Here is a 23,167-nt window from a genome sequence, read left to right on the forward strand (position 1 = left end):
AGACTTCGATGAAAGCCTGGCGCGCCTTGCTGCTGTTGAGCATCTTCCTGCTCGGCGGCTGCCTGGTGACCTTCAAGGAGCCGATCCCGGCGAAGGAGGCCGCGCCCAAGCAGTTGCTCGGCCAGTGGTCGCGGATCGACGAATACGGCGAGGAACAGTTCCTCGAGATCAGCCGCACCGGCGAGGGCCTGTACCGCGCCTTCAGCTACTACGACGACAGCGGCAACACCGACAGCGCCGAGGACCTGCCCTTCACCGTGGTCCACCACGGCCAGCGCTGGTACCTGTCCGCCGAACTGCCCAAGAGCCAGGGCGGCAACTACGTGCTGGCCGGCTTCGAGATCACCGACAAGGACGAGCTGGTGGTCTACTCGCTGGACGTCGAGCAGATCCTCCAGGCCATGGCCAAGGGCACCCTGCAGGGCCAGAAGGTGGACAGCGAGCAGGGCGCCGGCGCCCTGGTGGCCAGCCCCCTGGGCGACGTCCTGGCCTACCTGGACGAGCCCGCCAACGCCGAAGTCTTCAACGAAGCGCTACGCTTCCAGCGAGTGACTCCGGGAGAACGCCCATGAACCCGCGGCGCAAGAAAAGCACGCCCAGCGAGTACCAGCAGATCATCCGCGGCCTGTCCGACCGCCTGGTGGAGGCGCAGACGCCGATCCGCGTGCTCGACGCCATCAAGTGGGACGACAGCGTGCGCGCGGACTTTCTCAAGGGCCGCGGCAAGCATGCGCCCAAGGTCGACCGCGGCTACTACGACGGCCGCCCGCTGGCCTTCGACGGCAACGCCAAGAAGCAGGAATTCCAGAACCTGGAGCGCGACATCACCCGCCAGCTCGGCCAGTTCAACCCGGTGGGGCAGATCATGCGGCGCATGTGCCGCGAGTACCGCATGGTCATCCGCATGCTGGAGGCGCGCGGCACCCAGGACTTCGGGCTGATCTCCCAGGAACTCTACGGCTCGGCCTCCGACGCCTTCCACGCCGGTGACCCGACCCTGGCCGACCTCGGCCTGATGCTCTCGGACTACCTGAACAACATCGCCGACCGCGGCGACCTCAAGGACGAACCCAAGACGCTCACCGCCAAGGAAGCGGTGGCCATGCTGCAGGAGCGCCTGAACAAGACCTTCGGCGAGGCCGAGGACACCATCCGCGTGTTCGAGTCCGACGGCATAGTCGCCGACGCCGCGGCCGGCGCCGACTACATCAAGGTGCGTGCCGACGCGATGTTCAACGAGCGCGACGTGCGCGCCCTGGAAGTCCACGAGGGCCTGGTGCACGTGGGCACCACCCTGAACGGGCAGAACCAGCCGATCTGCACCTTCCTGGCCAAGGGCCCGCCGTCCTCCACCGTGACCCAGGAAGGCCTGGCCATCCTCATGGAAGTGATCGCCTTCGCCTCCTACCCCACGCGCCTGCGCAAGCTGACCAACCGCACCCGCGCCATTCACATGGCGGAGGAGGGCGCGGACTTCCTCGAGGTGTTCCACTTCTACCGCGAGCAGGGCTACAGCCAGGAAAGCAGCTACCAGAACGCCAGCCGGGTGTTCCGCGGCTCCACGCCCGGCGGGCTGCCGTTCACCAAGGACCTGTCGTATCTCAAGGGCTTCATCCTCATCTACAACTACATCCAGCTCGCCGTGCGCAAGGGCAAGCTGGAGCAGATCCCGCTGCTGTTCTGCGGCAAGGCCACCCTGGAAGACATGCGCACCCTGCGCCAACTGGTGGACGAGGGCCTGGTGGTGCCGCCGAAGTACCTGCCACCGCAGTTCCGCGACCTCAACGCGCTGTCGGCCTGGATGTGCTTCTCCAACTTCCTCAACCACCTGAGCCTGGACCGCATCGAGGCGGACTACGCGAATATCCTCTGACGCCATGCCGACCCGTTCAGGCCCCGTAGGATGGCGTTGAGCGAAGCGATACCCATCGATGGGAATCGCTCCGCTCGTCCCATTCTACGAAAGCGCTTCTGTGCCGCCAGTGTGGGAGTGATCCCCGGCCCCAAGGATGACCCGACCATGACCCACCGCTTCAAGGCCGCCGCGCTGTCCCTGCTGCTTCTGCTCGGCGGCTGCAGCTCGCTGCTGTTCTACCCCAGCCCCGACGTGGCCATCACCCCGGCGCGGGCCAAGCTGGACTACCGCGACGTCAGCATCACCACCGCCGACGGCGTGAAGCTCGCCGGCTGGTGGCTGCCGGCCAAGCCCGGCGTGCCGGTCAAGGGCACGGTGCTGCACCTGCACGGCAACGGCGGCAACATGGCCTGGCACCTGGGCGCCACCTTCTGGCTGCCGGAACAGGGCTACCAGGTGCTGATGCTCGACTACCGTGGCTATGGCCATTCCCAGGGCGAGCCCAGCCTGCCGGCGGTGTACCAGGACATGGACGCCGCCTTCGCCTGGCTGGACAAGGCCCCGGAAGCCCAGGGCAAGCCGCTGATCCTGCTCGGCCAGAGCCTGGGCGGCGCCATGGGCGTGCACTACCTGGCGCAGCATCCCGAGCGGGTGAAGCAGCTCAAGGCCGTGGTGCTCGACGGCGTGCCGGCCAGCTACCGCGAGGTGGCCCGCTACACCCTGGGCACCGCCTGGCTGACCTGGCCGCTGCAGATTCCGCTGTCCTGGTTCGTGCCCGATGGCGACAGCGCGATACGCGCCATGCCGCGACTTTCTGGCGCACCCGTGCTGTTCTTTCACAGCATCGACGATACCATCGTGCCCCTGGACAACGGCCTGAGCCTGTACAAGGCGGCGCGGCCGCCGAAAGTCTTCCAGCTGACCCGCGGCGGGCACGTGGAAACCTTCGGCGAACCGACCTGGCGCGAAGTGATGCTGCGCTTCCTCGACGACCCGCAGCACTTCAGCGGCCTGCGCCGCCTGGCCGAAGTCCCCAACACCGATCCGCCGGCCGAGCCGGCCAGCCAGTCCCAGGGCAAGCCATGACCACCAGCACCGACCGCAACATGATCCCGTACATCCTCACCGCCATCGGCAGCATCATCGTCAGCGTGGGCACGCTCTGGTATTACGGCTACCTGCACTTCGCCAAGGAGCAGGACGCCCTGCTGCTGGCCGAGTTCACCATGCTCAAGAGCATTCCCGGGCAGGACGTGAAACTCTCGCTGGAGCCGGCCAACCAGATCGCCCAATGCATCGACGGCGTGCTGGTGCTGTTCGACACCACCCAGAAGGGCCTCTCCGGCGTGCTGGTGGACAACAGGAAGCACGCCGTGCGCTGCGCCGGCGAGGAAACCCCGCAGGAAGTCCGCTGACGGCAGGCTTCGGGGCCAGTCTGGGAGCAACCTGGAGGGCGCGACCATGAGCAACCCCGAAATCCACGTCTGGCAGGGCGACATCACCACCCTGCGCATCGACGCCATCGTCAACGCCGCCAACAGCTCGCTGCTCGGCGGCGGCGGCGTGGATGGCGCCATCCACCGCGCCGCCGGCCCGGAACTGGCGAACCATTGCCGCAACCTGGGCGGCTGCAGGACCGGCGAGGCCAAGATCACCCCCGGCTTCCGCCTGCCCGCCGCCCACGTCATCCACACGGTAGGCCCGGTCTGGCGCGGCGGCGGCCACGGCGAGCCGGAGCTGCTCGCCGCCTGCTACCGCAACAGCCTGGCGCTGGCGGAGGAGCATGAGCTGGAGGGCATCGCCTTCCCCGCCATCAGCTGCGGAATCTACGGCTATCCCCTGGAAGCGGCGGCCAGCATCGCCGTCGCCGAACTGCGCCGCCAGCGCCCCGCCGGCAGCAGCCTGCAACGTCTGTTGCTGGTGCCTTTCTCCGAAGACATGGCCGAGCTCTACCGACGCCTGCTGCGGGGTGGCGCGTAGGCGCCGACTGCGCCGAGGTGCTCTTCGTAAGCGGGCCCTGCCCGCGAATCGCGCGCAGGGCGCGCTCCTACATGGGAAAGGTGCGGGTGGGGCGGCGTAGGAGCAACTGTCTTGCGCCGAGGAGCTCTTCGTAGGATGGGTTGAGCTTGCGATACCCATGCTGCCGTGGTGATGGGTATCGCTTCGCTCAACGCCATCCTACGAAAAGCCGTGCTTCCTGGAACCGTAGGATCTCATCCGCGAAGCGCGCCGGTGGTTCCGGCTATCGCGGACAAGGTCTGCTCCTACATGGATAGCCGCGTCAGTAATCGCTATCCACCGACGACCGCGGCACCACCGGCTTGGCGTCGTTGGAGATGGTCACTTCCACCCGGCGGTTCTGCGCGCGGCCGGAGGATGTGGCGTTGCTCGCCACCGGGTAGTCCTTGCCGTAGCCGCGGGTGGTCACCCGCGCCGGGTCCACGCCCTGGGCCAGCAGGGCCATGCGCACCGAGTCGGCGCGGCGTTCGGACAGGCCCTGGTTGTAGCCGGCCGAGCCGCTGCTGTCGGTGTAGCCCTCGACCAGCACCTTGCGCTCGGGGTTCTGCTGCAGGTAGCTGGCCAGTTGCTGGATGTTGTGGCTGGCCTCGGGCTTGAGGTCGGCGCGGTCGAGGTCGAAGAGCACGTCGCCGAAGGTCACCAGGGTGCCGCGCTGGGTCTGCTTCGCCTGCAGCTCCTTGAGCTGCTGGGTGCGCACGTCCAGGCGGGCCTGGGTGCGCTGCGCCGAGGCGTTCTGCAGCTGCCCTTCGGCGCTCTTCAGGGCGATGGTCTGGTTGGCCAGGTTGATGCGCTGCTGCGTCAGGTAGGCCAACTGGTCCACGTCCTGCTGCTTCTCGCCGTCGCGGTAGGCCTTGTCGGCCTTGGCCAGCCAGTCGCCGGCGTCCTTGGTTTCCAGGGCCGCGAGCTGGGTGGCCTGGGGTTGCGCCTGCAGGGCGGAGTAGTCGCTGCGGGCCTTCTCCAGGTTGGCGTTGGGCTCGTGGGCACAGGCGGCCAGCAGCAGCGCCAGGCTGGAGAGGGCGGGGAGGGCGATGAGTTTACGCATGGCTGTCGTCCTTAATGATCCGGAGGGGGGAATGGGGAAGGGCGCCTACTGCTGTGGCTGCTGGAGCTTCTGCAGCCCTTCCTCGCGGATTTCCATCACGCCCTGCTGGGCGTCCTTGACGGCGTTCTGCGCCTTGACCGCCTGCGACTTGCGCTCGGCCACGCGGGCGTCCCATTCGGCCTGCTGGGCCAGGCGCCTGGCCTGCTCGTATTCCTTGTCGTTGAGGGCGATGCGCGCCTGGGCGAGCTTGTCCTGGGCGGTCTTCATCTCCAGCGGCGCGTACTGCGGGCCGCCGGCGCTGACCGCGGCGTTCACCGCCGATTCGGTGACTGCCATCTGTTCGCTCGGCGGGTTGCCGGCGCAGCCGGCCAGGGCCAGGGCGCCGAGGCCGGCCAGCAGGCCCGTGCGCAGGAAGGCGAGGCGGGGTTGGTGTGTTTTCAGTTCCATTGTTCGAGTCCTCTCGTCTGGGGAACGCGGATTCTCAGCGGGCGGTGCCCGGCCCGGCCGTTCGCAGCCCTGCGCTGCGGCGTTGTCCCGTGATGGCCAGGTACTACTGGGGACTTGAGGACTTGTCCGAGGGTTCAAAAAAAATGGCCGCCCGGCGGGGCGGCCATGTCTGCGGCGCGGCTTTCAGAAGCGCAGGCGGAGCAGGCGCAGGCCGTTGAACACCACCAGCAGGCTGGCGCCCATGTCGGCGAACACCGCCATCCACAGCGTGCCCAGGCCGGCCAGGGTGAGGGCCAGGAACACGGCCTTGATGCCCAGCGCCAGGCTGATGTTCTGCACCAGCACGGCGTGGGTGCGGCGCGACAGGCGGATGAACTGCGGCAGCTTGCGCAGGTCGTCGTCCATCAGCGCCACGCCGGCGGTCTCGATGGCCGTGTCGGTGCCCGCCGCGCCCATGGCGAAGCCGATGTCGGCGCGGGCCAGGGCCGGGGCGTCGTTGATGCCGTCGCCGACCATGCCCACTCGCGCGCCGCCGGCCTGGTGCTGTTCGACCTCGCGCAGCTTGTCCTCGGGTAGCAGGTTGCCGCGGGCCTGGTCGATGCCCACCTGGGCGGCGATGGCGGCCGCGGTGTGCGGGTTGTCGCCAGTCAGCATCAGTGTCTTCACGCCCAGGCCGTGCAGCTCGACGAGGGCCTCGCGGCTGGTCTGCTTGACCGCGTCGGCCACGGCGAACAGCGCCAGCGGGCCTTCGTCGTCGAGCAGCACGATGACGGTCTTGCCCTGTTGCTCCAGGGCGTCGAGGCGTGCTTCCAGCGCCGCCGAGCACAGCCCCAGTTCCTCCACCAGGCGATGGTTGCCCAGGTGGTGCAGGCGGCCGTCGACCAGGCCCTTCACGCCGCGGCCGGGGATGGCCTCCAGCGCGTCGACGCCGTACAGCGCCAGGCCATCGGCCTCGGCGGCGCGGGCCACGGCCTGGGATACAGGGTGGTCGGAACGTGCCGCCAGGCTCGCGGCCAGGACCCGGGCGCGCGCCTCGTCGCCGCGCAGGCCGTGGAAATCGGTCTGCGTCGGGCGGCCCTCGGTGAGGGTGCCGGTCTTGTCCAGGGCCAGCCATTGCAACTGGCGGCCCAGTTCGAGGAACACCCCGCCCTTGATCAGGATGCCGGCGCGCGCCGCCGCCGACAGGCCGCTGACGATGGTCACCGGGGTGGAGATCACCAGCGCGCAGGGGCAGGCGATCACCAGCAGCACCAGGGCGCGGTACACCCAGTCGAGCCAGGCGCCGCCGAAGGCCAGCGGCGGGATCAGCGCGGTGGCGATGGCGATGAGGATCACGACTGGTGTGTAGATGCGCGCGAACTGGTCGACGAAGCGCTGCGTCGGCGCCCGCGAGCCCTGGGCTTGCTCCACGGCGTGGATGATCCGCGCCAGGGTGCTGTCGTCGGCGCCGCGGCTCACCGCATACTCCAGCGCGCCCTCGCCATTGATGCTGCCGGCGAACAGGGCTTCGCCGGCCTGCTTTTCCACCGGCAGGCTCTCGCCGGTGATGGGCGCCTGGTTGACGCTGGAGCGGCCGTCGAGCACTTCGCCGTCGAGGGCGATGCGCTCACCGGGGCGCACGCGCACGCGCTCACCCACGGCCACCGACTTGGCCGGCACGTCCCGCCACTGCCCGTCGCGCAGCACCGTGGCCTGTTCCGGGGCCAACTGCAGCAGGCCGCGGATGGCGCTGCGCGCGCGTTCCAGGGAGCGCGCCTCGATCAGCTCGGCGATGGCGAACAGCACCGCGACCATGGCCGCTTCCGGCCACTGGCCGATGAGCATGGCGCCGGTCACGGCGATGCTCATCAGCGCGTTGATGTTCAGGTCGCGGTTCTTCAGGGCGATCCAGCCCTTGCGGTAGGTCGGCAGGCCGGCGCCGAGGATGGCCGCCACGGCCAGGGCTGCCACCAGCCACTGCGGGCCGAGGGCGAACCACTCGCAGACTTCCGCAGCCAGCGCCAGCACCCCGGCCAGGGCCAGCGGCCACCAGGGCTTGTGCCTGCCCGGCGCGCTGGCGAGTGGCTGGCCATCCTCCACAGCCTCGGCCTCCATGCCCAGGGAGGCGACCAGCTTCTGCAGCGGCTCCAGGCTGTCGAAGCGGTGCTGCACCTTGAGCAGGCGCTGCATCAGGTTGAATTCCAGCTGCTCCACCGCCGGCAGCTTGCCCAGGGCGTCGCGCAGCAGGCGCTCCTCGGTGGGGCAGTCCATGGCCTCGATGCGCAGGCTGCTCCAGCGCAGCTCGCCGGTGGCGGCCGCGGTAGCGCCCAGCGCCGGTTCGGCGTGGCGCGGGCGCTCGTGGTGGTGGTCATGCCCATGCTCGTGTTCATGGCGATGCACGGCGGCGTGGTCGTGGCAGCAGGGCCCGCATCCAGGCTGGCGGCTGTTGGCGTCGGTCATCAGGTCGTTTCCCATTTGACGGTATGCTTGCGATTGCACACCCTGTAGCAACTACAGAGTCAAGCGGTTCCGGGAGGAAAGGCTGATGAAGATCGGTGAACTGGCGAAACTGACCGGCTGCCCGGTGGAGACCATCCGCTACTACGAGCGCGAGGGCCTGCTGCCGGAGCCGGCGCGCACCGGCGGCAACTACCGGCAATACGACAACACCCACGTCGAGCGGCTGTCGTTCATCCGCCACTGCCGCTCGCTGGACATGACCCAGGAGGAAATCCGCATCCTCCTCGGCCTGCGCGACCGCCCCGAGTCCGACTGCGGCACCGCCAACCGGCTGATCGACGAGCACCTGCACCACGTGGAAGTGCGCATCGCCGAGCTGCAGTCGCTGCGCCAGCAACTGCAGGACCTGCGCGCCCGCTGCAGCGGCAGCGGCAACAGCGAGGACTGCGGCATCCTCCGCGAACTGCAACTGCCCGCCGAGCCCTCGGCGGTGCCGGAAGCCTGCGCCGAGGCCGGGCACCTGCACGTGCCCGGGGTGCATGGTCGGCATTGAAGCCCGTTCTGGCCGTAGGGCGAATAACCGTTCGCGGTTATCCGCCGTTACACCCAAGCCCATGCCCGGCTTCAAGGTCGGGATCGGAGTGCCCTGGACAGCCGCTCCGGGCTCGAATCCTACGGGGCTCGGAGTGCCCGGAAACAGGCGCTCCGTGACCGAACCCGAAGCGCGCCGGGGACCAAGGCCAAACGGCGGATAACGCCATAGGCGTTATGCGCCCTACGCTCAGCTGTGGCTCGGCTCTTCCTTGTGCCCCGTCAGCTCATGCAGGTACTTGCGCGACAGCTGCAGGAAGCGCGGGGTAGGGCCGACGTCCTCGTAGAGCGGGTCGCCCTGTTCGTCCAGCGCCACCACCTTCTGCCCCTTCACGTAGGGGAAGCTCGCCTCCAGTTCCTCCAGGGCCGAGCCGACCAGTTCGCCGAGCAGTTCCTCGACGCTGCGCTTGGGGTACATGTCGTGCAGCGCGGCCAGGCGCGCGGCGGTTTCCACGTCCAGCGGGATGCTGTAGCTGTGGCTGGTCATGCGCCCCCTGGCGTTCTGTTCCCAATGGCGTACCAGATCGCGGATCTTCATGTTCACCTCATGGGCCGGCTCGTGGCCGGCGGGGAAGACGGCCCTTTTGGAGCCGCCGGGAAGAATTTCCCGAATCCTTCGGGATCACATCTAGCCTAGACGCTGTCGGAGCAGGATCGCGGGCGTTCGTCGCACGCTTGTCAGTGAGTGTCGCCAGGCGGCACTGTAAGAGAATCCAGACACGGAGAACCCCCATGGCGGATATCGACGCGCGCCTGCGCGAGGACGTGCACCTGCTGGGCGAACTGCTCGGGCAGACCATCCGCAGCCAGTACGGCCAGGCCTTCCTCGACAAGATCGAGCTGATCCGCCAGGGCGCCAAGGCGGCGCGGCGCGGTTCGGCCGAAGGCGCGCGGCAGCTGGCGGCGGCCCTCGACGGCCTGGGCGAGGACGAGCTGCTGCCGGTGGCGCGGGCCTTCAACCAGTTCCTCAACCTGGCCAACATCGCCGAGCAGTACCACCGCATCCGCCGCCGCGGGCCGAAGGAGCCGCAGCCCTTCGAGCAGCGCGTGCTCGGCGAGCTGCTGGGGCGCCTGCGCAAGGCCGGCGTGGAGCCGGCGGAGCTGGCGCGCCAGGTGGCGCAGCTGGACATCGAACTGGTGCTCACCGCGCACCCCACCGAAGTGGCGCGGCGCACCCTGATCCAGAAATACGACGCCATGGCCGCGCAACTGGCGGCCAAGGACCACACCGACCTGCTCCCCGAAGAGCGCGAGCAGGTGGACACGCGCCTGCGCCGGCTGGTGGCCGAGGCCTGGCACACCGACGAGATCCGCCGCACCCGGCCAACGCCGGTGGACGAGGCCAAGTGGGGCTTCGCGGTGATCGAGCATTCCCTCTGGCACGCCGTGCCCGACTTCCTCCGCCACGTCGACGAGACCCTGCAAAGCTGCACCGGCCAGCGCCTGCCGCTGCAGGCCGCGCCCATCCGCTTCGCCTCCTGGATGGGCGGCGACCGCGACGGCAACCCCAACGTCACCGCCGCCATCACCCGCGAGGTGCTGCTGCTGGCGCGCTGGATGGCCGCCGACCTCTACCTGCGCGACGTCGACAGCCTGGCCGCCGACCTCTCCATGCAGCAGGCCAGCGAGGAACTGCTGGCGGAAACCGGCGAGGTGGCCGAACCCTACCGCGCTCTGCTCAAGCAACTGCGCGAGCGCCTGCGCGCCACGCGGGCCTGGGCCGAACGCGCGCTGAGCGAAGACGAGGTTGCACCCGAGGCGGTGCTGCAGGACAACCGCGAGCTGCTGGCGCCGCTGGAGCTGTGCCACCGCTCGCTGCACGCCTGCGGCATGGGCGTGATCGCCGACGGCGCGCTGCTCGACAGCCTGCGCCGCGCCGCCACCTTCGGCCTGTTCCTGACGCGCCTGGACGTCCGCCAGGACTCCGGCCGCCACGCCGCCGCCCTGAGCGAGATCACCGAGTACCTGGGCCTGGGCCGCTACCAGGAGTGGGACGAGGCGGTGCGCCAGGAATTCCTCCTGGAGGAACTGGGCAACCATCGCCCGCTGCTGCCGGCGGACTACCAGGCCAGCGCCGACACCGCCGAAGTCCTGGCCACCTGCCGCGTGGCGGCTGCCGCGCCGGCGGCCTCGCTGGGCTCCTACGTCATCTCCATGGCCGGCCAGCCGTCCGACGTGCTGGCGGTGCAACTGCTGCTCAAGGAATGCGGGTTGCGCCGGCCGCTGCGCGTGGTGCCGCTCTTCGAAACCCTCGACGACCTGGACAACGCCGGCCCCTGCATCGACCGCCTGCTCGGCCTGGACGCCTACCGCGAAGCCCTGGCCGGGCCGCAGGAAGTGATGATCGGCTACTCCGACTCGGCCAAGGACGCCGGCACCCTGGCCGCCGCCTGGGCGCAATACCGCGCCCAGGAAGCGCTGGTGGACATCTGCCGCGCCCATGGCGTCGAGTTGCTGCTGTTCCACGGCCGGGGCGGCACCGTCGGGCGCGGCGGCGGCCCGGCCCATGCGGCCATCCTCTCGCAGCCGCCGGGCTCGGTGGCCGGGCGCTTCCGCACCACCGAACAGGGCGAGATGATCCGCTTCAAGTTCGGCCTGCCCGGCATCGCCCGGCAGAACCTCGACCTCTACCTGGCCGCGGTGCTGGAGGCCACGCTGCTGCCGCCGCCGGCGCCGGAGCCGGCCTGGCGCGAGGAAATGCAGCGCCTGGCCGCCGATTCCCTGGCCGCCTACCGCCAGGTAGTGCGCGAGACGCCGCAGTTCGTCGACTATTTCCGCGAGGCCACGCCGGAACAGGAACTCGGCCGCCTGCCCCTGGGCAGCCGCCCGGCCAAGCGCCGCCAGGGCGGCATCGAGAGCCTGCGAGCGATCCCGTGGATCTTCGCCTGGACGCAGACGCGGCTGATGCTGCCGGCCTGGCTGGGCTGGGAGACCGCGCTGTTCAACGCCATCGACCGCGGCGAGGGCAGCCTGCTGCAGCGCATGCGCGAGCAGTGGCCGTTCTTCCGCGCGCGCATCGACATGCTGGAGATGGTCCTGGCCAAGGCCGACGGCGAAATCGCCCAACTCTACGACGAACGTCTGGTGCAATCGGAACTGCGACCATTAGGTGCGCATTTACGCGACCTATTGTCGCAGGCGCTGCGCGTGGTTCTCGGCCTGACCGGCCAGCAGCGCCTGCTGGCGCAGGCCACCGAAACCCGCGAATCGATCGCCGTGCGCAACATCTACCTGGACCCGCTGCACCTGCTCCAGGCGGAGCTGCTGGCCCGTTCCAGACGCTGCGAAGGCGACGCCTGCGGCGCTCTGGAACAGGCCCTGCTGGTGACGGTGGCGGGCATCGCCGCGGGGCTGCGCAACACCGGTTGAGCGGCCCCGGCCACGACTTTCCGGTGGCTTGTGCGCTCAGGGTGCGCTGTGTATCTTGATCAGCCTTTCGGCGTATTCCTGCGCCATTTCAAGCATGTTCAGATAGGCCCCATAAGGCAGATCCGGGATTTCGCTTTCAACAAGACTAAGGAGCATATCGATGCGTGTGATTCTGCTCGGGGCGCCCGGTGCCGGCAAAGGTACTCAGGCTCGCTTCATCACCGAGAAGTTCAGCATTCCGCAGATCTCCACCGGGGACATGCTGCGCGCAGCGGTCAAGGCCGGCACCGAGCTGGGCCTGCAGGCCAAGAGCGTGATGGATGCCGGCGGCCTGGTTTCGGATGACCTGATCATCAACCTGGTCAAGGAGCGCATCGCCCAGCCCGATTGCGCCAACGGCTTCCTGTTCGACGGTTTCCCGCGCACCATTCCCCAGGCCGAGGCCATGAAGGAAGCCGGCGTGAGCATCGACCACGTGGTCGAGATCGCCGTCGACGACGAAGAGATCGTCAGCCGCATGGCCGGCCGCCGCGTGCACCCGGCCTCCGGCCGCGTGTACCACGTCGAGCACAACCCGCCGAAGGTCGCCGGCAAGGACGACGTCACCGGCGAAGACCTGATCCAGCGTGAAGACGACCGCGAAGAGACCGTGCGCCACCGCCTGTCGGTCTACCACACCCAGACCAAGCCGCTGGTCGACTTCTACCAGAAGCTGGCCGCCGTCGAAGGCACCCCGAAGTACAGCCGCGTCGAAGGCGTCGGCTCGGTGGACCAGATCACCGCCAAGGTCCTGGCCGCGCTCAGCTGAGTCGCCGCCCGACCTGCACCAGAGGCCCGCTTGCGGGCCTTTGGCGTTTATAATGCCCGCCCTTTTTCAGCTTGCCGGAAGACCCCGATGCCCACCCTGCTGGCCCTGGACACCTCCACCGAAGCCTGCTCCGTCGCCCTGCTGCACGGCGGCCGGCGTTTCAGCCGCCACGAGGTGATCCCGCGGCTGCACGCCAAGCGCCTGCTGCCCATGGTGCAGGAGCTGCTCGACGAGGCCGGCATCGCCCTGGCCGCGGTGGACGCCATCGCCTTCGGCCGTGGCCCCGGTGCCTTCACCGGTGTGCGCATCGCCATCGGCGTGGTGCAGGGCCTGGCCTTCGCCCTGGACAAGCCGGTGCTGCCGATCTCCGACCTCGCGGTGCTGGCCCAGCGCGCCCACCGCGAGCACGGCGCCAGCCAGGTGGCGGCCGCCATCGATGCACGCATGGACGAGGTCTACTGGGGCTGCTACCGCCTGGAGCGGGGCGAGATGCGCCTGGCCGGCGCCGAGGCGGTGCTGCCGCCGGAAAAGGTGGCGCTGCCGCGCGATGCCGAGGGCGACTGGTTCGGCGCCGGCACCGGCTGGGGCTACCGCGAGCGCCTGGCGGTGAAGCTGCAGGCCGAGGACGCCAGCCTGCTGCCCAACGCCGGAGACTTGCTGGGCCTGGCGCTGTTCGCCTGGGAACGCGGCGACGCCGTGCCGGCGGACCAGGCGCAGCCGGTCTACCTGCGCGACAACGTGGCCACGCCCAAGGCCGGCTGACCGGCGATTGCCAAGCCCCTGGACGCTCGCTAGAGTGAAATCCTTACCCGCTGAGCCCTGAACATGCGCATCGACGGCCTGTCCAGCTACTCCATCACGCCCGACTCCGGCAGCCGCCCCGGCACCGCGGTCACGCCCTATCGCGAGGTCATGCGCGAGGCCGAGGCGCGTCGCGAGCAGCCGGCCTCGGTGGCCGCCAGCCAGGGCCTGGAGCAGCAGGCGCAGACGCGCTACGTGGAGCCGGGCAACGCCGGCACCGGCAGCCTGCCCATCGTCCTCAGCGACGTCCTGGCCTACCAGCGCCCGGTCAGCAACCGCGCCGCCCAGGCCCTGGCCAGCTACAGCAGCACCGCCAACCTGCCGCTGGGCGGCTACGACGCCCCGGAAGTGCTGGGCATCGACCTCTACGCCTGATGGGCCTGCCGTACTACCTGGGCTGCCCGTCGTGGAACGAGCCCGCCTGGCGCGGCAGCTTCTACCCCGCCGACCTGCGTCCGGCCGATACCCTGGGCTTCTACAGCCAGGTGTTCAACGCGGTGGAGGGCAACACCACCTTCTATGCCCGCCCCAGCGCCGACACGCTGCAGCGCTGGGCGCAGACCATGCCGGCGGACTTCCACTTCTGCGCCAAGCTGCCCCGCGACATCAGCCACGAAGGCGATTTGCGCGAGCAGTTCGGCGCCACACGCGACTTCCTCGACCTGCTGGCGCCGCTGGGCAGCCGGGTGAGCCCGCTGTGGCTGCAGCTTTCCGCCGGCTTCGGCCCGCAGCGCCTGGGCGAGCTGGCCGCCTGGCTGGACGAGTTCGGCGCCCGGCGCATCGCCGTGGAAGTGCGCCACCCGGCGTTCTTCGAGAAAGGCGAGGAGGAGCGGCTGCTCAACCGCCTGCTCCACGAGCGCGGCGTGGAACGCATCTGCCTGGATTCGCGGGCGCTGTTCGCCTGCCAGTCCGACGACCCGGCGGTGCGCCACGCGCAATCGAAGAAACCGAGGATTCCGGTGCGCCCTGCGGCCTTCAGCGACAGCCCGCAGGTGCGCTTCATCGGCGGGCCGGACCTGGACGCCAACCAGGCCTACCTGACGCCCTGGGTGGACAAGGTGGCCGGTTGGATCGAGGACGGCCTGACGCCCCACGTGTTCCTCCACACCCCGGACAACCACCGCGCCGCCGAACAGGCGCAGCGCTTCCATGGCCTGCTGGCCGAGCGCCTGCCGGGGCTGCCGGCGCTGCAATTGCCGCAACCGGAAGTGGAGCAACTGGGCCTGCTCTGAGGCCGCGGTTGCGCTAATCTGCAAGCTCCCATTCGCACGGAGAGCGCCCCAATGACCACCCAACGCGAACGCGGCCTGGCCTTCCAGGCCCTGCACCGGCGCGACGGCCTGTTCGTCCTGCCCAACCCCTGGGACGCCGGCTCGGCGAAAATGCTCGCTGGCCTGGGCTTCGAGGCCCTGGCCACCACCAGCGCCGGCCTGGCCTTCGCCCTCGGCCGCTGCGACGCCGAAGGCGAGGTGAGCCGCGAGGAAGCCCTGGCCAATGCCCGCGCCATCGTCGAAGCAACGCCGCTGCCGGTGGCCGCCGACCTGGAGAACGGCTACGGCGATGCGCCCGAGGACTGCGTGGCGACCATCCGCCTGGCCGCCAGCATCGGCCTGGTCGGCGGCTCCATCGAGGACGCCAGCGGCCGCCCGGACGATCCCATCTACCCCTTCGAACTGGCGGTGGAACGCGTGCGCGCGGCGGTGCAGGCCGCGCACTCCCTGGAGTTCCCCTTCACCCTGGCGGCCCGCGCGGAGAACCTGCTGCACGGCCGCGACGACCTGGACGACACCATCCGCCGCCTGGTGGCCTTCGCCGAAGCCGGCGCCGACGTGCTCTACGCGCCTGGGCTGACCACCCGCGAGCAGATCGACGCAGTGGTGCGCGCGGTGGCGCCGCGGCCGGTGAACGTGCTGGTCGGCTCGCCGGCCCTGCAACTGTCGCTGAGCGACCTGGCCGAGCTGGGTGTGAAGCGCGTCAGCCTGGGCTCGTCGCTGGCGCGGGTGGCCTACGGCGCCTTCTTCCACGCCGCCAGCGAACTGGCCAGCGGGCGTCTGGAGGCGACCCAGGAAGGCATGCCCTTCGCCCGCCTCAACGCGCTGTTCCGGCGTTGAGCCGGGGCCTGCGGTAGAATCGGCGCTTTTGCACCGGATCGACCCGCATGAGCGCCAGCGCAGACACTCCCCGCATCATCGTCCAGGCCCTGGAGCCCCACTACCGCGAAGCCGCCGGGCAGTGGGCCCGGCGCCTGGGCCTGGAACTGGCGGAAGAGGGCGCGGCGGACTTCGCCCTGCAACTGGGCGGGCAGGGCCTGCAACTGCTGCAACTGGGCCCGGACTCGCCGGGCCCGGTGCGCGTGGACTTCCTCGAAGGCGCCGCCGCCCACCGCCGCCAGTTCGGCGGCGGCAGCGGGCAGATGATCGCCAAGGCGGTGGGCGTGCAGCCGGGCGTGCGCCCGCAGGTGCTCGACGCCACCGCCGGCCTGGGCCGTGATGCCTTCGTCCTCGCCACCCTGGGCTGCGAGATGCAGTTGATCGAGCGCCAACCGCTGATCGCCGCCCTGCTGGAAGACGGCCTGGCCCGCGCGGCGCGGGACCTGGAAGTGGCGCCGATAGTGGCGCGGATGCAACTGCGCCAGGGCAACGCCATCGACCTGATGGGCGCCTGGCAGGGCGAGGCGCCCCAGGTGATCTACCTCGACCCCATGTTCCCGCACCGCGACAAGAGCGCCCTGGTGAAAAAGGAAATGCGCCTGTTCCGCCCCCTGGTGGGCGACGACATGGACGCCCCGGCGCTGCTCCAGGCGGCCCTGGCCCTGGCCAGCCACCGCGTGGTGGTCAAGCGCCCGCGCAAGGCGCCGATCATCGAGGGCGCCAAGCCGAGCTACAGCCTGGAAGGGAAGTCGAGCCGGTATGACATCTATCCGTTGAAGTCCCTCAAGCCCTGAGCGGAGGGCTTTTCGTAGGAGCGAAGGGGGCGCCTAGCTCTTGCTCGCAAACAATGGTGTCAGGCCTTGCTCCAGAGCGAGGTCGAAGTCCGTCCCCTCTCCCCAGCCCTCGGCTGCGCGCCCCGCCCTGAAGGGAGAGGGGGCTTGTCCGTGCCGAGAAAGGATTTGGTGTCAGCCGGCCACTCACTGCAAGCCGGCTAACGCGGAAACATCAGCGCATGCCGAACGGTCCCCTCTCCCTTCAGGGAGAGGGTTAGGGAGAGGGGCGGAGCCGAGCCGAGCCAAGACACCGTAGCCACCGGGGACCCCCCTTCGCGAGCAAGCTAGCTCCTACAGGAGAAGCGCCCACGGCATAGGCCTCAAGGCCGATAAGCCCGCAAAAACAACTCCACCACCTCCTGCACATGTCTTTCGCTCTCCTCCAGCGGCGGCCGCTCGACGCAGCCGATCAGCAGGCGGAAGTGCAGGCAGCCCTGCACCAGCATCAGGAAGTGCTCGGCGGCGTTGCGCGCGTCGCCCTCGCGCAGTTCGCCCTTGCGCTGGGCCTGGGCGATCAGCCGTTGCATCTGGTCCAGCACGCGCTGCGGGCCGGCGTCGAAGAACATCTGCGACAGCGCCGGGTTCTGCCCGCCCTGGGCGATCATCAGGCGGCTCAGGGCGATGGCCTCGGGGCTGTTGATCAGGCGGTTGAAGCCGCGCGCGATGTTCAGCAGCAGCTCCTGTGTCGGCGCGTCGGCCGGCGGTTCGTGGAACAGCTCCGGCACCTGCTCGGCGCACTTGGCCTGCACCGCCTCGCAGAACAGCGTCTCCTTGTCGGTGAAATGGCTGTACACGGTGAGCTTGGAAACCCCGGCCTCGGCGGCGATGGCTTCCATGCTGCTGCCGTCGTAGCCGTTGCGCACGAACAGCTCCTTGGCGGCTTCGAGGATCGCCTGGCGCTTGGCCGGGTCCTTGGGGCGGCCGGGGCCGTTGGGGATGGGAGGCTGGGACATTTTATTTTCGCTTTAAATACTGGACTGGTCGGTTTTGTATTCTTACTATACCGCCGAGTATAAGAATTCAACTGCGTTTTGCGAAAGGTCATACATCATGTTCCGCCATGCCTTGTCCGTCGCTGTCCCTCTCGCCTTCTCCCTGACCCTTGCCGCCTGCGGTAACGGCGAGCCGGCCAAGCCGGCGCTGCGCCCGGCCATGGTCGTGCAGCCGCAGTTGGCGCGTTCGGTCACCGAGGCCTACCCGGGCGAGGTGCGCGCCCGCCACGAGCCGGAGCTGGCGTTCCGCATCGGCGGCAAGGTGGCCAAGCGCCTGGTGGAGACCGGCGAGCGCGTGCGCCGCGACCAGCCGCTGGCCGAACTCGACCCCGAGGACGTGCGCCTGCAGCTGGAGGCCAACCGCGCCCAGGTCGCCGCCGCCGAGGCCAACCTGCAGACCGTGCGTTCGGAATACCAGCGCTACAAGGTGCTGCTGGAGCGCAAGCTGGTCAGCCAGTCGCAGTTCGACAACATCGAGAACACCTACCGCGCCGGCGAGGCGCGCATGAAGCAGGTGCGCGCCGAGTACGACGTGGCGCGCAACCAGGCCGACTACGCCGTGCTGCGCGCGCCGCAGGACGGGGTGATCTCGGCGCGGCGCGTCGAAGTGGGCCAGGTGGTGGCCGCCGGGCAGACGGTCTTCACCCTGGCCGCCGATGGCGATCGCGAGGTGCTGATCAGCTTCCCCGAACACGCCATCGAGCGCTTCCGCATCGGCGAGGGCGTCAGCGTCGAGCTGTGGTCGCAGCCGGACAAGCGCTTCAGCGGCCACATCCGCGAACTGTCGCCGGCCGCCGACCCACAGTCGCGCACCTTCGCCGCGCGGGTGGCCTTCGACGATGCCAAGGTGCCGGCCGAGCTGGGCCAGAGCGCCCGGGTGTACATCCACAGCGAGGGCGCCGTGCCCCTGGCCGTGCCGCTTGCGGCGGTGAGCGCCGAGGGCGGCCAGCCGTTCGTCTGGGTGGTCGACCCGAAGGATGCCAGCCTGCACCGCCGGCCGGTGCGCATCGGGCCCTACACCGAGGACCGGGTGCCGGTGCTCGAAGGGCTGCAGCCCGACGACTGGGTGGTCGCCGCGGGCGTCCAGGTATTGCGCGAAGGCCAGCAGGTACGCCCGGTCGATCGCGAGAACCGTTCGGTCAAGCTGCTGGCGAAGGAGTGACGCAGGATGCGCTTCAACCTCTCCGCCTGGGCCCTGCAGAACCGACCGATCGTACTTTTCCTGATGCTGCTGCTGGGCATCGCCGGGGCGCTGTCCTACACCAAGCTCGGCCAGAGCGAGGACCCGCCCTTCACCTTCAAGGCCATGGTGGTGAAGACCAACTGGCCCGGCGCCACCGCCGAGGAAGTCTCGCGCCAGGTCACCGAGCGCATCGAGAAGAAGCTGATGGAGACCGGCGACTACGACCGCATAGTCTCCTTCTCGCGCCCGGGCGAGTCGCAGGTGACCTTCGTCGCCCGCGAGGACTTCAAGTCCAGGGACATCCCCGAGCTGTGGTACCAGATTCGCAAGAAGGTCGGCGACATCCGCTACACCCTGCCGCAGGGCATCCAGGGGCCGTTCTTCAACGATGAGTTCGGCACCACCTTCGGCAACATCTACGCGCTGTCCGGCAAGGGCTTCGACTACGCGGTGCTGAAAGACTACGCCGACCGCATCCAGCTGCAGCTGCAGCGCATCAAGGACGTCGGCAAGGTCGAGCTGGTCGGCCTGCAGGACGAGAAGATCTGGATCGACCTGTCGAACACCAAGCTGGCCACCCTCGGCCTGCCCCTGGCGGCGGTGCAGAAGGCCCTGGAGGAGCAGAATGCGGTGAGCGCCACCGGTTTCTTCGAGACCGCCAGCGACCGCGTGCAGCTGCGGGTTTCCGGGCGCTTCGATTCGGTGGAGGACATCCGCCAGTTCCCCATCCGCGTGGGCGACCGCACCTTCCGCATCGGCGACGTGGCCGAGGTGCACCGCGGCTTCAACGACCCGCCGGCGCCGCGCATGCGCTTCATGGGCGAGGACGCCATCGGCATCGCCGTGGCGATGAAGGACGGCGGCGACATCCTGGTGCTGGGCAGGGCGCTGGAAAACGAGTTCCACCGCCTGCAGCAGAACCTGCCGGCGGGCATGGAGCTGCGCAAGGTGTCCGACCAGCCGGCCGCCGTGCGCGAAGGCGTGGGCGAGTTCGTCCGGGTGCTGGCCGAGGCGCTGGTCATCGTGCTGCTGGTGAGCTTCTTCTCCCTGGGCCTGCGCACCGGGCTGGTGGTGGCGCTGTCGATCCCGCTGGTGCTGGCGATGACCTTCGTCTGCATGCGCTACTTCGACATCGGCCTGCACAAGATTTCCCTCGGCGCGCTGGTGCTGGCGCTGGGCTTGCTGGTGGACGACGCGATCATCGCCGTGGAGATGATGGCGGTGAAGATGGAGCAGGGCTACGACCGCCTCAAGGCGGCCAGCTTCGCCTGGACCAGCACCGCCTTCCCGATGCTCACCGGCACCCTGGTGACCGCCGCCGGCTTCCTGCCGATCGCCACCGCGCAGTCGGGCACCGGCGAATACACCCGCTCGCTGTTCCAGGTGGTGACCATCGCGCTGCTGGTGTCCTGGGTGGCCGCGGTGATGTTCGTGCCCTACCTGGGCGCCAAGCTGCTGCCGGATCTGGCCAAGCGCCATGCGGAAAAGCACGGCGGCAGCGACAAGGGCCACGACCCTTACTCGACGGGCTTCTACCAGCACTTCCGGCGCCTGGTGGAGTGGTGCGTGCGCCACAACAAGACGGTGATCGTCCTGACCCTGCTGGCCTTCGTCGGCTCCATCGCCGCCTTCCGCCTGATACCGCAGCAGTTCTTCCCGCCGTCGGTGCGCCTGGAGTTGCTGGTGGACCTGAAGCTGGCCGAGGGCGACTCGCTGGCCGCCACCGCCGAGCAGGTCAAGCGCCTGGAGAAGCTGCTCGCCGAGCATCCGGGCATCGAGAACTACGTGGCCTACGTCGGCACCGGCTCGCCGCGCTTCTACCTGCCGCTGGACCAGCAGCTGCCGGCGGCGAGCTTCGCCCAGTTCGTGGTGCTGGCCAAGGACCTGAAGGGCCGCGAGGAGGTGCGCCAGTGGCTGATCCAGCGCATGGCCGAGGACTTCCCCACGCTGCGCAGCCGCATCAGCCGCCTGGAGAACGGTCCGCCGGTGGGCTACCCGGTGCAGTTCCGGGTGTCCGGCGAGCACATCCAGCAAGTGCGTGAGCTGGCGCGCAAGGTCGCGGCGAAGATGCGCGAGAACCCCCATGTGGTGAACGTGCACCTGGACTGGGAGGAGCCGAGCAAGGTCATCCGCCTCAACCTCGACCAGGACCGCGCCCGCGCCCTGGGCGTGAGCACCCAGGACGTCTCGCAGTTCCTGCAGAGCTCGCTGACCGGCTCCACCGTCAGCTACTACCGCGAGGACAACGAGCTGATCGAGATCCTCCTGCGCGGCGATGCCCGCGAGCGCCAGGACCTGTCGCAGCTGCCGAGCCTGGCCATCCCCACCAACAACGGCCGCAGCGTGGCGCTGTCGCAGGTGGCAACCCTGGAGTACGGCTTCGAGGAAGGCATCATCTGGCGGCGCAACCGCCTGCCGACGGTGACCGTGCGCGCGGACATCTACGACGACTCGCTGCCGGCCACCCTGGTCAAGCAGATTTCCCCGACCCTCGAGCCGATCCGCGCCGAGCTGCCGGACGGCTACCTACTGGAAGTGGGCGGCACGGTGGAGGATTCGGCCAAGGGGCAGAACTCGGTGAACGCCGGCATCCCGCTGTTCCTGGTGGTGGTGATGACCCTGCTGATGATCCAGCTGCGCAGCTTCTCGCGCATGGCCATGGTGTTCCTCACCGCGCCCCTGGGGCTGATCGGCGTGACCCTGTTCCTGCTGGCGTTCCACAAGCCCTTCGGCTTCGTCGCCATGCTCGGCACCATCGCCCTGGCCGGGATGATCATGCGCAACTCGGTGATCCTGGTGGACCAGATCGAGCAGGACATCGCCCACGGCCTGGACCGCTGGCACGCCATCATCGAGGCCACGGTGCGGCGCTTCCGCCCCATCGTGCTGACCGCGCTGGCGGCGGTGCTGGCGATGATCCCGCTGTCGCGCAGCGCGTTCTTCGGGCCCATGGCAGTGGCCATCATGGGCGGGCTGATCGTCGCCACGGCGCTGACCCTGCTGTTCCTGCCGGCGCTGTATGCGGCCTGGTTCAGGGTGAAGAAGGAACCTGCGTAGGGCGTATGACCGTTCGCGGTCATACGCCCTAGGGTCCGGGACCACCCTGTAGGAGCGAGCTTGCTCGCGAACGGTACTTGCAGCCACAAACGACACCGCAGGATGGCGCCTACCTTCCAAGCCACTCAGGACAGCCCCCTCTCTCTTCAGGGAGAGGGTTGGGGAGAGGGAGCGGAGTCACCTGATACGACGATGTAACCGGAAAAACACCCTTCGCGAGCAAGCTCGCTCCTACGAGTTCCGCGGGCCTCAGAGCGCCCCAAAAACCTTCTTGGCCAAACTGGTAGCCGCCCCCGCCGGATTCTCCCGAATCCCCTTCTCCTGCTGGGCGATCACCTTGAACAGCCCATCCAGCGCCTGCTCGGTGACATAGCCCTCGACATTCGCATCCTTGGCATCGACCACGCCAAAGGCCGCGGCCTGGCTGGCGAAGGCGTTGTACTGCTTGGCCAGGCCGACCTTGTCGGTGGCCTGCTTGACGATCGGCAGGAAGCGCTGGCGCAACTGCTCGCGGCTGCTGCGTTCCAGGTACTGGGTGGCGGAATCGTCGCCGCCGGCGAGGATGCCCTTGGCGTCCTGCACGGTCATCTTCTTCACCGCATCCACCAGCAGCGCCTGGGCCTGCGGCACGGCGGCCTCGGCGGCCTGGTTCATGCTGGCTTCCAACTGGTCGACCTGGGCGCCCATGCCGAACTGCTTCATCACCTTGGCGGCCTTGCCCAGCTTGCCCGGCAGCTCGATGCGCACGGCCGGATCGTTAGTGAAGCCTCCAGGCTTGCCCAACTGCTTGACCGCGATCTGCGCGCCCTGGCTCAGGGCATCCTTGAGGCCGCCGCTGGCGTCGGTCTGGCTGAGGTTGGCGAGGGACAGGGCGAAGGCATTGGCAGACAACAGGGCGCCGGCCAGCAGGGCGGTGAAACGCAGCATCGGGATTCCTTGTGGGGCAGGGCGAAACCTTCGCCGAGGGTCTCGGCGAAGGAAGAAGGGGCAAGCTTAGCGAGGCCGCGCCGGCAACGGAACCCGGTCGCAGGAGGACGGATCAGCGCACCGCGTCGACGCGGATTCGCAGCGGCTGCGGATCGCTGCCGTCGAGCTTGACGCTGTGGCGCTCGGTGCTGATGAACAGCAGCTTGCCGGCATTCTCGATACGCGCGCTGACCGCATAGCTATGGCCGGGCTGGACCCGCTGCGGGTCGTAATCGAGCTTGAAGGCCACCGGCACCTGCTGCCCGCCGGGCAGCGTCTGCGAAGCCAGCTCCACGGCCGGCGCATCGGCGAGGGAAACATCCTGCAGGCTCACCGAAACCTGCGCACCCGGCGGCAGCGCGATGCGCTGCAGATAGAACACCTCGCCACTGAGCGAAGCGCTCTGCGAAGGCGAATTCGAGGCGCAGGCGGCAAGCACGCCGGTCATGAACAGGAGGGGGAGGGCGGTGAGTTTCATCGACGGATTCCTTCCGGATAGAACGGGCGTCATCCGACACAGCTTAGGCGCAAAGGTTGCGAGAGGGGTTGTAAGCGGAGGTTTCGCTAGCCAGCAGCAAGCAGCCCCGCCGTTGCGGCGGGGGTGGGGGGGGGGGG

22 protein-coding genes are annotated in these 23,167 nt (G+C 69.0%); 15 read left to right on the forward strand and 7 right to left on the reverse strand.

Annotated elements, in window-relative coordinates; all coding sequences use genetic code 11:
* Nucleotides 1-8: 8 nt before the first annotated feature.
* The 5 genes from RN02_RS11470 (at nt 9) to RN02_RS11490 (ending at nt 3,835) form a co-directional block, all read left to right on the forward strand.
* Nucleotides 9-572: a hypothetical protein gene (locus tag RN02_RS11470; RefSeq protein WP_043271295.1), complete on the forward strand. Its 564-nt coding sequence runs from the start codon at nt 9-11 to the stop codon at nt 570-572.
* Nucleotides 569-1,873: a flavohemoglobin expression-modulating QEGLA motif protein gene (locus tag RN02_RS11475; RefSeq protein WP_043271293.1), complete on the forward strand. Its 1,305-nt coding sequence runs from the start codon at nt 569-571 to the stop codon at nt 1,871-1,873. The genes RN02_RS11470 and RN02_RS11475 overlap by 4 nt, the downstream gene beginning before the upstream one ends.
* A 147-nt stretch (nt 1,874-2,020) precedes the next feature.
* Nucleotides 2,021-2,941, forward strand: a complete 921-nt coding sequence (locus RN02_RS11480) for an alpha/beta hydrolase (protein WP_043314621.1) — start codon at nt 2,021-2,023, stop codon at nt 2,939-2,941.
* Nucleotides 2,938-3,270, forward strand: a complete 333-nt coding sequence (locus RN02_RS11485; RefSeq protein ID WP_043271290.1) for a hypothetical protein — start codon at nt 2,938-2,940, stop codon at nt 3,268-3,270. Before RN02_RS11480 ends, RN02_RS11485 begins: the two co-directional genes overlap by 4 nt.
* Before the next feature lie 46 nt (nt 3,271-3,316).
* Nucleotides 3,317-3,835: an O-acetyl-ADP-ribose deacetylase gene (locus tag RN02_RS11490; RefSeq protein WP_043314622.1), complete on the forward strand. Its 519-nt coding sequence runs from the start codon at nt 3,317-3,319 to the stop codon at nt 3,833-3,835.
* Between the two features lie 301 nt (nt 3,836-4,136).
* Here RN02_RS11490 and RN02_RS11495 read toward each other — a convergent pair whose 3' ends face one another.
* The 3 genes from RN02_RS11495 to RN02_RS11505 form a co-directional block, all read right to left on the reverse strand.
* Complete coding sequence (locus RN02_RS11495) at nt 4,137-4,916, reverse strand: OmpA family protein (protein WP_043314624.1); 780 nt, start codon at nt 4,914-4,916, stop codon at nt 4,137-4,139.
* Nucleotides 4,917-4,961: 45 nt separating this feature from the next.
* On the reverse strand, nt 4,962-5,363 hold the full coding sequence (locus tag RN02_RS11500) for a DUF4398 domain-containing protein (RefSeq protein WP_043314625.1): 402 nt from the start codon (nt 5,361-5,363) through the stop codon (nt 4,962-4,964).
* A gap of 183 nt (nt 5,364-5,546) precedes the next feature.
* Nucleotides 5,547-7,802, reverse strand: a complete 2,256-nt coding sequence (locus tag RN02_RS11505; protein WP_052267711.1) for a heavy metal translocating P-type ATPase — start codon at nt 7,800-7,802, stop codon at nt 5,547-5,549.
* A gap of 85 nt (nt 7,803-7,887) precedes the next feature.
* On the opposite strand from RN02_RS11505, the gene cadR reads away from it, so the two are divergent.
* Nucleotides 7,888-8,355 (forward strand): Cd(II)/Pb(II)-responsive transcriptional regulator, encoded by a 468-nt coding sequence (gene cadR, locus RN02_RS11510; protein ID WP_043314626.1) that lies wholly within the window; start codon nt 7,888-7,890, stop codon nt 8,353-8,355.
* 228 nt (nt 8,356-8,583) lie between these two features.
* On the opposite strand, the gene RN02_RS11515 is transcribed toward cadR, so the two are convergent.
* Nucleotides 8,584-8,931: a hypothetical protein gene (locus RN02_RS11515; protein ID WP_009616546.1), complete on the reverse strand. Its 348-nt coding sequence runs from the start codon at nt 8,929-8,931 to the stop codon at nt 8,584-8,586.
* 194 nt (nt 8,932-9,125) lie between these two features.
* Here RN02_RS11515 and ppc point away from each other — a divergent pair, with 194 nt between their 5' ends.
* From ppc to RN02_RS11550, 7 genes are all read left to right on the forward strand, one after another.
* Nucleotides 9,126-11,762 (forward strand): phosphoenolpyruvate carboxylase, encoded by a 2,637-nt coding sequence (gene ppc, locus RN02_RS11520; protein WP_043314628.1) that lies wholly within the window; start codon nt 9,126-9,128, stop codon nt 11,760-11,762.
* Nucleotides 11,763-11,922: 160 nt separating this feature from the next.
* A complete protein-coding gene (adk, locus tag RN02_RS11525; protein WP_043314629.1) occupies nt 11,923-12,570 on the forward strand; it encodes an adenylate kinase in 648 nt (215 codons plus the stop codon).
* 87 nt (nt 12,571-12,657) lie between these two features.
* Complete coding sequence (gene tsaB, locus RN02_RS11530; RefSeq protein WP_043314631.1) at nt 12,658-13,332, forward strand: tRNA (adenosine(37)-N6)-threonylcarbamoyltransferase complex dimerization subunit type 1 TsaB; 675 nt, start codon at nt 12,658-12,660, stop codon at nt 13,330-13,332.
* 63 nt (nt 13,333-13,395) lie between these two features.
* Nucleotides 13,396-13,746, forward strand: a complete 351-nt coding sequence (locus tag RN02_RS11535; protein ID WP_043271257.1) for a hypothetical protein — start codon at nt 13,396-13,398, stop codon at nt 13,744-13,746.
* Nucleotides 13,743-14,603: a DUF72 domain-containing protein gene (locus tag RN02_RS11540; RefSeq protein ID WP_152623748.1), complete on the forward strand. Its 861-nt coding sequence runs from the start codon at nt 13,743-13,745 to the stop codon at nt 14,601-14,603. The genes RN02_RS11535 and RN02_RS11540 overlap by 4 nt, the downstream gene beginning before the upstream one ends.
* A gap of 51 nt (nt 14,604-14,654) precedes the next feature.
* The gene (locus RN02_RS11545; RefSeq protein ID WP_043314633.1) at nt 14,655-15,482 is read left to right on the forward strand and encodes an isocitrate lyase/PEP mutase family protein; all 828 of its coding nucleotides are present in this window, start codon (nt 14,655-14,657) and stop codon (nt 15,480-15,482) included.
* A gap of 47 nt (nt 15,483-15,529) precedes the next feature.
* Nucleotides 15,530-16,315, forward strand: coding sequence for a class I SAM-dependent methyltransferase (locus RN02_RS11550; protein WP_043314634.1), 786 nt, complete (start codon nt 15,530-15,532; stop codon nt 16,313-16,315).
* A gap of 359 nt (nt 16,316-16,674) precedes the next feature.
* On the opposite strand, the gene RN02_RS11555 is transcribed toward RN02_RS11550, so the two are convergent.
* The gene (locus tag RN02_RS11555; RefSeq protein WP_043314635.1) at nt 16,675-17,307 is read right to left on the reverse strand and encodes a TetR/AcrR family transcriptional regulator; all 633 of its coding nucleotides are present in this window, start codon (nt 17,305-17,307) and stop codon (nt 16,675-16,677) included.
* A 97-nt stretch (nt 17,308-17,404) separates the two neighbouring features.
* Between RN02_RS11555 and RN02_RS11560 the strand changes: the two genes are divergently transcribed.
* Together RN02_RS11560 and RN02_RS11565 are read left to right on the forward strand one after the other, a co-directional pair.
* Nucleotides 17,405-18,508: an efflux RND transporter periplasmic adaptor subunit gene (locus RN02_RS11560; protein ID WP_009616555.1), complete on the forward strand. Its 1,104-nt coding sequence runs from the start codon at nt 17,405-17,407 to the stop codon at nt 18,506-18,508.
* 6 nt (nt 18,509-18,514) lie between these two features.
* On the forward strand, nt 18,515-21,586 hold the full coding sequence (locus RN02_RS11565) for an efflux RND transporter permease subunit (protein WP_043314636.1): 3,072 nt from the start codon (nt 18,515-18,517) through the stop codon (nt 21,584-21,586).
* Nucleotides 21,587-21,835: 249 nt separating this feature from the next.
* Here the strand turns inward: RN02_RS11565 and RN02_RS11570 are convergent, their stop codons facing one another.
* Both RN02_RS11570 and RN02_RS11575 read right to left on the reverse strand, forming a co-directional pair.
* Nucleotides 21,836-22,513, reverse strand: a complete 678-nt coding sequence (locus RN02_RS11570) for a DUF4197 domain-containing protein (protein ID WP_043314638.1) — start codon at nt 22,511-22,513, stop codon at nt 21,836-21,838.
* 112 nt (nt 22,514-22,625) lie between these two features.
* Nucleotides 22,626-23,030 (reverse strand): YbaY family lipoprotein, encoded by a 405-nt coding sequence (locus RN02_RS11575; protein WP_009616558.1) that lies wholly within the window; start codon nt 23,028-23,030, stop codon nt 22,626-22,628.
* Between the last annotated feature and the right edge of the window lie 137 nt (nt 23,031-23,167).

Origin of the sequence: Pseudomonas sp. PI1 (assembly GCF_000812405.1) — a bacterium.
In the GTDB taxonomy this organism is placed as follows: Bacteria; Pseudomonadota; Gammaproteobacteria; order Pseudomonadales; family Pseudomonadaceae; genus Pseudomonas; species Pseudomonas citronellolis.